Origin of the sequence: Mesorhizobium sp. M4A.F.Ca.ET.050.02.1.1 (genome assembly GCF_003997725.1) — a bacterium.
In the GTDB taxonomy this organism is placed as follows: Bacteria; Pseudomonadota; Alphaproteobacteria; order Rhizobiales; family Rhizobiaceae; genus Mesorhizobium.
The window spans coordinates 1-10440 of the sequence record NZ_RZSG01000144.1 but is presented as its reverse complement, the minus strand read 5'-3'; the positions used below and the strand labels follow the sequence as shown (position 1 = coordinate 10440).

Annotated in this window: 8 protein-coding genes and 1 pseudogene; 5 read left to right on the top strand and 4 right to left on the bottom strand. The window is 65.3% G+C overall.

Annotation, left to right across the window (positions count from 1 at the left end):
* Positions 1–326: 326 nt before the first annotated feature.
* From EOA33_RS12615 to EOA33_RS12600, 4 genes and pseudogenes are all read right to left on the bottom strand, one after another.
* Positions 327–890 carry an ActR/PrrA/RegA family redox response regulator transcription factor gene (locus tag EOA33_RS12615; RefSeq protein ID WP_127405771.1) on the bottom strand — a complete coding sequence of 188 codons (564 nt, stop codon included), beginning with the start codon at positions 888–890 and terminating at the stop codon, positions 327–329.
* 119 nt (positions 891–1009) lie between these two features.
* The gene (locus EOA33_RS12610) at positions 1010–2332 is read right to left on the bottom strand and encodes an ActS/PrrB/RegB family redox-sensitive histidine kinase (RefSeq protein ID WP_126056823.1); all 1323 of its coding nucleotides are present in this window, start codon (positions 2330–2332) and stop codon (positions 1010–1012) included.
* A gap of 102 nt (positions 2333–2434) precedes the next feature.
* The gene (gene hrpB / locus EOA33_RS12605) at positions 2435–4804 is read right to left on the bottom strand and encodes an ATP-dependent helicase HrpB (RefSeq protein WP_127405770.1); all 2370 of its coding nucleotides are present in this window, start codon (positions 4802–4804) and stop codon (positions 2435–2437) included.
* 55 nt (positions 4805–4859) lie between these two features.
* Positions 4860–5751: pseudogene (locus EOA33_RS12600) on the bottom strand (DMT family transporter).
* Positions 5752–5777: 26 nt separating this feature from the next.
* Here EOA33_RS12600 and EOA33_RS12595 point away from each other — a divergent pair.
* From EOA33_RS12595 to EOA33_RS12575, 5 genes are all read left to right on the top strand, one after another.
* Positions 5778–6476 carry a PIG-L deacetylase family protein gene (locus tag EOA33_RS12595; RefSeq protein ID WP_126056825.1) on the top strand — a complete coding sequence of 233 codons (699 nt, stop codon included), beginning with the start codon at positions 5778–5780 and terminating at the stop codon, positions 6474–6476.
* Positions 6477–6709: 233 nt separating this feature from the next.
* On the top strand, positions 6710–8041 hold the full coding sequence (locus tag EOA33_RS12590) for an ABC transporter substrate-binding protein (RefSeq protein ID WP_126056826.1): 1332 nt from the start codon (positions 6710–6712) through the stop codon (positions 8039–8041).
* 107 nt (positions 8042–8148) lie between these two features.
* Entirely contained in the window at positions 8149–9096 is a 948-nt protein-coding gene (locus EOA33_RS12585) for a sugar ABC transporter permease (RefSeq protein WP_126059255.1), read from the top strand.
* Complete coding sequence (locus EOA33_RS12580) at positions 9093–10043, top strand: carbohydrate ABC transporter permease (RefSeq protein ID WP_126056827.1); 951 nt, start codon at positions 9093–9095, stop codon at positions 10041–10043. Before EOA33_RS12585 ends, EOA33_RS12580 begins: the two co-directional genes overlap by 4 nt.
* 190 nt (positions 10044–10233) lie before the next feature.
* Entirely contained in the window at positions 10234–10437 is a 204-nt protein-coding gene (locus EOA33_RS12575; protein ID WP_126056828.1) for a hypothetical protein, read from the top strand.
* Positions 10438–10440 lie beyond the last annotated feature (3 nt).

The window sequence follows — 10440 nt, the reverse complement described above, 5'->3', positions numbered from 1 at the left end:
AGGCGTATGACGCTTGTCCGCTGCAGCGCCGCGCTAACCAATCCGCTTGGCGCTGCAGCGGACAAATAGGGGGAGAACTGTTACCTATGTATCCGGTTCAAACTGTTACCCATCTATCGGCTGGACAGCTGTGGCCGATGACTTCGCAAATCTCCGACGTTGCAGATGAGAGCCGACGTTGCGGCCGTCCGCCTTCTCCCCGTCACTATACGGGGAGAACTGCCCGGCAGGGCGATGAGGGGCAGCGCTGACTTCGGCGAATATCGATGCTCACCACAAAACTGAATTCGCCGTTTCCGAGGCTTTGCCCTGTGCGCTTGACGATCCTAACGCGGCGCGCGCTTGGCGAGAATCCGCTGCAGGGTGCGGCGGTGCATGTTGAGCCGGCGCGCGGTTTCCGAGACGTTGCGGTCGCACATTTCGTAGACGCGCTGGATGTGCTCCCAGCGCACGCGGTCGGCCGACATCGGATTTTCCGGCGGCGCGGCGCGTTCGCCGGAGGTACGGGTGAGCGCGGCGAAGACATCGTCGGCGTCGGCCGGCTTGGAAAGATAGTCGATGGCGCCGAGCTTCACGGCGGTGACGGCGGTGGCGATATTGCCGTAGCCGGTGAGGATGACGGCACGGGCGTCGTCGCGCTTCTCGCGGATGGCGGCGATGACATCGAGGCCGTTGCCGTCGCCGAGCCGCATGTCGACCACGGCGTAGGCCGGCGGATGGGCGCGCGCCCTGGCGACCGCCTCCTCGACGCTCTCGGCAGTCTCGACGACGAAGCCCCTGGTTTCCATGGCGCGGGCGAGCCGGGTCAGGAACGGCTTGTCGTCGTCGACGATCAGCAGCGAGGTGTCCTCGCCCTCAACCATTGCGCCAGTCGTTTCGTCTCCACTCATGGTGTCCAGAATTCCTGCTGCCTTAAGCTTACGCAGATACAGTTCCGCGCCACTATTGTCCAATTTTAAGAGCCCGCAACCGGCCCCGATGAGGCCACCATGCAGGTTAAAGCGTGGTTTCAGGCGGTGTCGAACATGCTCGAAGACGATTCGGGGTTGAGAAAGACGCCGCGCGGCCAGGATATCTGCACCACGGCGCCTTCGCCCAACCCGCTCGAATTACGGAAATCCAGCGTGGCGCCGGAGCGCTCCAGCAAGGTCTTGGCTATGAACAGGCCGAGCCCGAGGCCGCCGCCGGCTTCTGTGCCTTGCCGCGTCGACATATAGGGTTCGCCGATGCGGTCGATGATCTCCGGCGGGAAGCCCGGCCCGTCATCGATTATCGAAAAGATAACTTCGGCGTCGTCCCAGCTCCAGCTGACGGTGACGGTCTTGCGGGCGAAGTCGACGGCGTTCTCGACCAGATTGCCAAGGCCGTAGATGACACCTGGATTGCGCCGCCCGACCGGCTCGGGGCCGATGCGCTCGCCGGGCCGCAGCTTGATCGATATGCCGAAATCGCGGTGCGGGGCCGTCACCTCCTCCACCAGCGAAGTCAGCGGCAGACGCGACAGATGCGCCTCGCCCTCGGAGGACAGGCTGGTCAGCCGCTTCAGGATCTCGCGGCAGCGCTCGCTCTGCGAGCGCAGCAGCTTCACGTCCTCGGCAAATTTCATGTCCTCACCGAGCGCCTTCTCCATTTCCTTGGCGACCAGCGTGATGGTGGCAAGCGGCGTGCCGAGCTCATGCGCCGCGGCGGCGGCGAGCCCGTCCAGTGCCGACAGATGCTGCTCGCGCTGCAACACCAGCTCGGTGGCGGCGAGCGCGTTGGCAAGCAGGCGCGCTTCCTCGGCGACGCGGAAGGCGTAGATGGCGGTGAAGGCGATCGAGGCGAACACCGCCATCCACATGCCGGCGACATAGATGAAGGGCATTTCCAGGGGCGCCCCCTCGTACCAGGGCAGCGGCTGGTGGAAGAAGCCCAGAAGCGTGGCCGCCACCATGACCAGCGCCCCCAGCACCGCGGTGAGGCGCAGCGGCAGCGACGCCGCCGAGATGACGACGGGTACGCTGAGCAGCACCGAGAACGGATTGGTGAGACCGCCGGTCATGTAGAGCAGGCCGGCCAGCTGCAGGCTGTCGACGGTCAGGATGGCGAACGCCGAGAGCGGGGTGAGCCGGTGCGCCGCCGGGTAGCGGAAGGTCAGCCACAGGTTCATCCAAGCCGAACAGGCGATCAGCGCGAAGCACATGCTGACGGACAACGGGAATTTCAGCCCATAGGCGACGACGAGCACCGTCAGGCTCTGGCCGACGATGGCCAGCCAGCGTAGCCGGATCAGCGTGTTGAGCCGCAGCCTCTGGCTTTGCTGGAAGTCCGGTGAGCGCAGGATGTTGATCATGGATTACGATTATCGCCGCAGGAGGGTAAGCGCTAGTAGCGCTGTAGCGGGGACTTGACGGCTGAGGGCCACCAGGACGGACTGCCCAAGCTTTTGCCAGGACTAGGTTCCGCGTGGCTTGGCGCGGCTGGTGGCGGCGGTGGTGAGTGGGTTTTCCGGCCAGACATGTCGGGGATAGCGGCCGCGCATGTCGGTGCGCACATCCGCCCACGAGCCGCGCCAGAAGCCGGGCAGGTCGCGCGTCGTCTGGATCGGCCGGTGCGCCGGCGAGAGGAGTTCGAGCGTCAGCGGCACGGTTCCATTGGCGATCGCCGGATGCCTGTCGAGGCGGAACAGCTCCTGTACGCGCACCGCCAGCACCGGCCATTCGCCATCATAGCGGATCGGCACATGGCTGCCCGACGGCGCATCGAAATGGGTCGGCGCCAGCGCCTCGACCTTGCGCTGCAGTTCGTGCGGCACCAATGACATGAGGCCGGCCGACAGGGCGCCGGAATTGATCGCGGCAAAGGACGCCGCGCCCGTCAGAAACGGCAGCGTCTCGGCCTCCTTGCCCCAGTCGAGCAGCGACAGGCCATGCTCACGCAGGGCCTCGAGGATCGCCCGATCCGCGTCGACGCCGGACGGCGCCGGCAGCATGCGCTCGGCCAGTGTGATGGCGCCGAGCCGGGCTGTCTCGCGCACGCGCACGGCGCGCCGGTCGCGATCGAAGCTTGTCTCGCGCCGGATCTCGATGCGGTCGGCAAGGGCGGCGCGGATATCGGTCTCGTCGACCGGAGCGGCGGCGGTGATGCGGGCGTTCTGCGCCTTGCCCTGCAGGTCGGCAACGACCAGCCAGGTCTCGCCCGCCAGCGGATCGGCGGCATCGACCATGGCGCCCGAACCATTGGCCAGCACGAAACGGCCGCGTTCGCCGCGTGCTTTGGCGACGCGGTCCGGCCAGGCGTGGATGAGGTGCGCGCCGGCACTCTGACCCTCCCCCCTCGGGGCGGAGGGTGTAGCCTGCCTCGCCAGCCGTTCGGCGAGCTGGCGGGCCGACACGGCACGCGGCGACTTCTCGGTTCGAAAGCGCATCAGCCGGCGTTCGAGATCGGCGCCGTCGCCGCCGAGCCCGCGCTCGGTGAGCAGCACGGCAAGGGTGGCCGCCTCCATCGCGTGGCCGGTTGCGGCGGCTTCGGCGACCATATGGGCAAGCCGCACCGGCAGCGCGAGCTTGCGCGTGGCGGCACCGGCGTCGGTGAGACGCCCGGCGTCGTCGATGGCATGCAGGGCGACCAGCAAGGCCCTCGCTTCGTTGAGCGCCGGAACCGGTGGCAGATCGAGGAAGGACAGGCTCGTGGGATCGGCGACGCCGAAGGCTGCGCAGTCGAGCAGCAGGCCGGAAAGATCGGCCTCGAGGATTTCAGGCGGGGTGAAGGCGGGAAGTGCCGCGGTCTGCTCGGCCCGCCACAGCCGGATGGCCACGCCTGCTTGCGTGCGGCCGGCGCGGCCGGCTCGCTGGTCGGCGGAAGCCCGGCTGACGCGCACCGTCTCCAGTCTGGTCAGGCCGCTGGCCGGCTCATAGCGCGGCAGCCGCGACAGGCCGGAATCGATGACGACGCGCACGCCGTCGATGGTGATTGAGGTCTCGGCGATCGAGGTCGCCAGCACCACCTTGCGGTGGCCCGGCGGCGACGGCCTGATCGCCGCGTCCTGCGTCTTGTTGTCGAGCTGGCCATAGAGCGGCACGATGTCGGTGTCGGCACTGATGCGATCCCGCAGCCGCTCTGCGGTGCGCTCGATCTCGCGCTGGCCGGGCAGGAAAGCGAGCAGGCTGCCGCTTTCCTCGGCAAGCGCCGAACGGATCGCCATGGCCATGGCGTCCTCGATCGCCGTGCCCGGCGACCGCTGGTCATAGCGAATGTCGACCGGGAAGGCGCGGCCCTCGCTCTCGATCACCGGCGCGCCTGACAAGAGTCTGGCCACGCGCGCGCCGTCGAGCGTCGCCGACATGACCAGCAGGCGCAGGTCCGGCCGCAACGCGCCCTGCACGTCGAGCGCCAGCGCCAGGCCGAAATCGCCGTCGAGCGAGCGCTCGTGGAACTCGTCGAAGATGACGGCGGAGACGCCGGGCAGTTCGGGATCGTCGATGATCATGCGCGAGAGAACACCCTCGGTGACGACGAGGATTTTCGTCCGCGCCGAGGTGCGGTTCTCCATGCGCATGGCATAGCCGACGGTTCCGCCGGGTTCCTCGCCGAGCAACTCCGCCATACGGCGGGCGGCGGCGCGAGCGGCGAGCCGGCGCGGCTCGAGCAGGACGATCCTGCCCGCGCCGAGCCACGGCGCGTCGAGCAGCGCCAGCGGCACCAGAGTCGTCTTGCCGGCGCCGGGCGGCGCCACCAGCACGGCGCTGCTCTTCGTCGCCAGCTCTTCGCCAAGAGCCGGCAGCACGGCGGAGACCGGAAGCTCCGGCAAGGGGTTGGTCTTCATCACGCCCGCATATCAGCGCCCATGGCCAGCACGCAACAACGCGCTGACGGCCACCTCAAAGCCTGGTGCGCGAAAATGGATTCCAGCGCACCGTGCCCAGCCGCACCTCCTCGCGCACCATGGTGAGCAAGCCGGAGGCGCCGACTACGGCGAGGCCGATGAGCGACAGCACGTCCGGATATTCGTGGAAGAACAGCGCGCCCAGGATCACGGCCCAGACAATCTGCGAATAGTGCATCGGCGCGATGCGGTTGGCCGGCGCGTATTTGGCGGCGAGCAGTTGCATCAGTTGCCCGCCGGCGGTGAAGGCGCCGGCCATGGCCAGCCAGGCGAACTGCACGGGGTTCGGCAACGCGAAGGCGGCGGTAGCGGCACCAGCTCCGTTGAACAGCAGGCCGTAGCCAACCAGGACACCGAGCATGGACGTGCGCTTCTCCTGCTGGGCAAGCGAGCGCATCAGGATGACGCTGGTGGCGGCGAGAAAGGCATTCACGAAGGCGGCCAGATGGCCAAGGTTCAATTCGCGAAAGCCTGGCCGCACCACCAGCATCACTCCGGCGAAGCCGGCGACCACGGCCAGCCAACGCCACGGGCCGACCTTTTCCTTCAGGATGACGGTCGACAGGACGGTGACCAGCAGGGGCGCCAGGAAGATCAGCGCGTAGACTTCGGCCAGCGGAATGTGGGTGAAGGCGTAGACGCTGAGCACGCCGGAGGCGATGCCGCACCAGGCCCGGGCCTGCACGGCCCATGGCCGCTTCATGCGCCAGAAATCACGCCAACGCTCGTTTGCCGGAACGGGTGAAGAAAAGGAGACAGCCGGCAAACAAGGTGACGAAGAAGCCGATCTCGAAGACGGTGAACTGTCCGCCCAGGCTCTTGATAACGGCATCGCTGCCCGAATAGCTTGCATAGGCGAGCAGGGCGAGCAGGATTCCGTTCGGCACGTTTTTCCATTTCCGGGGAGAGAAGAGTGAGAGTATTGGCGCTCGGCGCGCATCCGGACGACATTGAGATATTCATGTTCGGTACGATGGCCGCCTATGCCGCGCTAGGCGCAGAACTGACTTTCGCCATAGCCACGGACGGCGCCAAGGGCGGCAAGGGCGCTCCGGCAACCCTTGCCCGCGCGCGCCGCGAGGAAGCGACGGCGGCGGCAGGGCTGCTTGGCGTCGTCCCGCGCTTCCTCGACTTTCCCGACGGGGCGCTCGTGGCCGACGCCGCCCTGATCGGCGCGCTGAGGACGCTGATCGGCGAGGTGAAGCCCGATCTCGCCATCACCCATGCGCCGAACGACTATCATGGCGACCACCGTGCGCTGTCGGACGGCGTGCGCATCGCGGCATCGTTCGCGGTGCCGGTGCTGCATGCCGATACGCTTGGCGGCACCGGCTTTTCGCCGACGCATTACGTCGACATCTCCGGCCATGCCGGGATCAAGGCTGACGCGATCCGGGCGCATCGCTCGCAAGACCCCGAGCGCTTCGTCGAGGCATCGCGGACGCTGAACGCCTTCCGCGCCAGCCAATGCAACGGCGCCTCGGGTGCGCTTGCCGAAGCCTTCCGCTTCGAGCCGGTCTTCCCCTTCGCCGACATCCGCGCCCTGCTGCCGCCGGCGCCGCCGATCCGGCCAGTGACGGTGAGTTCGAAGACCGTGCAGCAAGCGGGCTGACAACGAACGGCCGGAACGGTCGGCGGTTATTTTCCAACGATTTCAAGCGTGCCTTCCGCCATGTTGCGGCGCAGCAACGAATTCGCTTGCGTTGTTTAGTAAAAAGAGCATCACTAAACAAATTACTAAACATCCGGCGCTCAGCGCACCGTCACGTTTAGGCCCCCGGAGGAGCGGGGGTTGAGGGCTCTTGAAACCGTCATCCGGACGCGTTTCGCAAATGGGAGGAAGGCATGAAATCGACCTTGAAACTGGCGTTGGGTCTGGCCTCGGCGATCACCGCGTCGACCGCCGTCTCGAACGCCGCGCATGCGGAAGACCTGACGCTTTGCTGGGCCGCCTGGGACCCGGCCAACGCACTCGTGGAACTGTCCAAGGACTTCACCAAGGAAACCGGCATCGGCATGAAGTTCGAGTTCGTGCCGTGGACCAACTATGCCGACCGCTTCCTCAACGAGCTCAACTCGCACGGCAAATTGTGCGACCTGATAATCGGCGACAGCCAGTGGATCGGCGGCGCCGCCGAGAACGGCCACTATGTCAAGCTGAACGACTTCTTCGACAAGGAGAAGATCAGCATGGACGACTTCGTGCCGGCGACCGTGGTCGGCTATTCGGAATGGCCGAAGAACACGCCGAACTACTGGGCACTGCCGGCCATGGGCGACGTCGTCGGCTGGACCTACCGCAAGGACTGGTTCTCCAAGCCGGAGCTGCAGAAGGAATTCAAGGAGAAGTACGGCTGGGATCTCGGTCCGCCGGCGACCTTCGATCAGCTGAAGCAGGTCGCCGAATTCTTCCAGAAGCGCGAGATCGACGGCAAGACGGTCTATGGCGCCTCGATCTATACCGAGCGCGGCTCGGAAGGCATCACCATGGGCGCCATGGACGTGCTCTACAGCTTCGGCTTCCAGTATGAGAATCCGAAGAAGCCCTACGAGATGGAAGGCTTCGTCAACTCCGAGAAGTCGGTGAAGGGTCTGGAGTTCTACAAGGCGCTCTATGATTGCTGCACCCCGCCCGGCGCCTCGAACAGCTATATGGGCGAAGGCGTCGACGCCTTCAAATCCGGCCAGGTGGCGATGCACATGAACTTCGCCTTCACCTGGCCTGGCCTGCAGAAGGACGAGAATGTCGGCGGCGACAAGATCGGCTATTTCGCCAATCCCAAGGGTCCCGACGGCGACCAGTTCGCCCAGCTCGGCGGCCAGGGCATCTCGGTGGTCTCCTATTCCGACAAACAGGAATCGGCGCTGAAATACATCAAGTGGTTCGCCAACAAGGACGTGCAGGCCAAGTGGTGGTCGCTGGGCGGCTATTCCTGCCTTAACGCGGTGGTCAAGGACCCGAAGTTCCCGGCCAGCCAGCCCTATGCGCAGACCTTCCTCGACTCGATGGCCATCGTGAAGGACTTCTGGGCCGAGCCGAGCTACGCACCACTGCTGCAGGCCTCGCAGAAGCGCTTCCATGACTATGTCGTGGCCGGCCAGGGTTCGGCCAAGGACGCGCTCGACGGCCTGGTCAAGGACTGGACGCAGGTGTTCCAGGACGACGGCAAGATGTAAGGCTCCTCCCGGGCCAGACCGCAGCGTCCCGTGCCGCCCTTGGCACGGGACGCAGTTCAGATAAATTCCATCGCAGAGACATCCAAGTGACCGATGCAGGACTGACCATGCTCAATCGGACTGCGGACAACGTTGCCCGGGCCACGCCGGAGCCGTTGGCCCGCCGGGTCCGGGGCATCAGCGACAAGGGCCTCGCCTGGCTGTTCATCTCGCCGACGATCCTTTTGCTGCTCGCCATCAACATCTTCCCGCTGTTCTGGGCGATCTATCTGTCCTTCACCAACTACCGCGCCAACCGCCCGAACGAGGTGGTGAAGAACCTGGGGCTTGCCAACTACAAGCGCATCCTGACCGACCAGGACATCTGGATCGCCATGCAGACGACGGCGCATTTTGTCTTCTGGACCATCCTCCTGCAAACGGTGATCGGCTTCACGCTGGCCTGGCTGATCGACCGCAAGTTCCGCGGCCACGCCTTCTGGACGACCATCATCCTGGTGCCGATGATGCTGTCGCCGGCGGTGGTCGGCAATTTCTGGCGCTTCCTCTACGAGCCGCAGATCGGCCTGTTCTCCTATGTCATCTCCTTCGTCACCGGCATTCCGCCGACGAATGTGCAAATGCTGTCGAACGTCGACCTGGCGCCGTGGTCGATCATCATCGTCGACACCTGGATGTGGACGCCTTACGTGATGCTGATCTGCCTCGCCGGCCTGCGCTCGATCCCCGAATACATCTACGAGGCGGCCGAGGTCGACCGCGCCTCCAACTGGCGCCAGTTCTGGTCGATCACGCTGCCGATGGCGCTGCCCTTCATCATGCTGGCGGTGCTGTTCCGTGGCATCGAGAACTTCAAGATGTTCGACATGGTCAATCTCTTGACTGGCGGCGGGCCGGGCTCGACCACCGAGGTCGCGTCGATCACGCTGAAGCGGCAGGCCTTCGAGAGCTGGCGCACCGGCTATTCCTCGGCCTTCGCCATCATCCTGTTCGTCGCCGTGTTTGGCCTGGCCAACATCTACGTCAAGGCGCTCAACAAGGTGAAGCAGAGATGAGCCTGACATCAGCCCATTCCGTCGTCGCGCCCTCGGCGAATTCGAAGCTGGTCGCCGGCACGATCATCGTCGCCTATGCGCTGATCTCGATCGTGCCGCTGCTGTGGATCTTCGCCACCAGCTTCAAGACGCCGCCGGATTCGATCGCCTATCCGCCGAAGATCGTGTTCCAGCCGAGCATCGAGGGGTATTGCAACCTGTTCACGACGCGCACCCGGCAGACGCCGGAATACATCAACTCGCTCGGACCGGCGACCGGCTTCTGCGACGAGACGGTGCGCAAGCGCAACATGGTGATCGCGGGGCCGTCGAACTTCTTGCCGCGCTTCGTCAATTCGCTGATCATCGCCTTCGGCTCGACCTTCTGCGCGGTGTTCCTCGGCACGCTGTCGGCCTACGGCTTCTCGCGCTTCAAGGTGCCGCTCGCCGACGACCTTCTGTTCTTCATCCTGTCGACGCGCTTCATGCCGCCGATCGCGGTCGCCATCCCGATCTACCTGATGTACCGCGAGATCGGCCTCTCCGACACCGCGCTCGGCATGATCCTGCTCTACACCGCGGTCAACGTCTCGCTCGCCGTGTGGCTGCTCAAGGGCTTCATCGACGAGATCCCGCGCGAGTATGAAGAAGCGGCGATGATCGACGGCTATACCAGGCTGCAAGCCTTCTGGCGCACCGTGCTGCCGCAGGCGACCACCGGCATCGCCGCGACCGCCATCTTCTGCCTGATCTTCGCCTGGAACGAGTACGCGTTTGCCGCGCTCCTGACCTCCGGCACGGCACAGACCGCGCCGCCCTTCATCCCGACCATCATCGGCGAGGGCGGCCAGGACTGGCCGGCGGTGGCCGCGGGCACGACGATCTTCCTGGTGCCGATCCTGGTCTTCACCATCCTGCTCCGCAAGCAGCTCTTGCGCGGCATCACCTTCGGCGCGGTGCGCAAATGATGAACAGTCAGCAAGTGTGGAACCAGCGCTGGGGCAGCGTCCCTTCTCCCCGTTCACGGGGAGAAGATGCTGGCAGGCAGATGAGGGCCAGCGCCGACATATGTCTCAATGAGGGGCGTTTGCGCCGCCCCTCATCCGACCCTTCGGGCCACCTTCTCCCCGTGAACGGGGAGAAGGAAGGCGGTGTCGCATGAGCCGCACTGTTGTCTCCAAGCGCTCCTCATGGCCTCGCTGGGCAAGGCGCGGCCTGCTGGAGAACATCGCCACCGCTATTATCGCCATCGGCTTCCTGATGCTGTTCCAGCCCTTCGCGCTGTCGCTCTACACCTATTCCTTCATCACCATGCTTGCAGGCACCTTGATGTTCATCATCGTCTCGAAATTCCCGGAGTAGGAC

Excerpts from the sequence above, each read along its gene's own strand:
- EOA33_RS12580 (WP_126056827.1), top strand. The coding sequence starts at position 9,093 with ATGAGCCTGACATCAGCCCATTCCGTCGTCGCGCCCTCGGCGAATTCG.
- EOA33_RS12615 (WP_127405771.1), bottom strand. The coding sequence starts at position 890 with ATGAGTGGAGACGAAACGACTGGCGCAATGGTTGAGGGCGAGGACACC.
- hrpB (WP_127405770.1), bottom strand. The coding sequence starts at position 4,804 with ATGAAGACCAACCCCTTGCCGGAGCTTCCGGTCTCCGCCGTGCTGCCG.
- EOA33_RS12575 (WP_126056828.1), top strand. The coding sequence starts at position 10,234 with ATGAGCCGCACTGTTGTCTCCAAGCGCTCCTCATGGCCTCGCTGGGCA.
- EOA33_RS12585 (WP_126059255.1), top strand. The coding sequence starts at position 8,149 with ATGCTCAATCGGACTGCGGACAACGTTGCCCGGGCCACGCCGGAGCCG.
- EOA33_RS12590 (WP_126056826.1), top strand. The coding sequence starts at position 6,710 with ATGAAATCGACCTTGAAACTGGCGTTGGGTCTGGCCTCGGCGATCACC.
- EOA33_RS12610 (WP_126056823.1), bottom strand. The coding sequence starts at position 2,332 with ATGATCAACATCCTGCGCTCACCGGACTTCCAGCAAAGCCAGAGGCTG.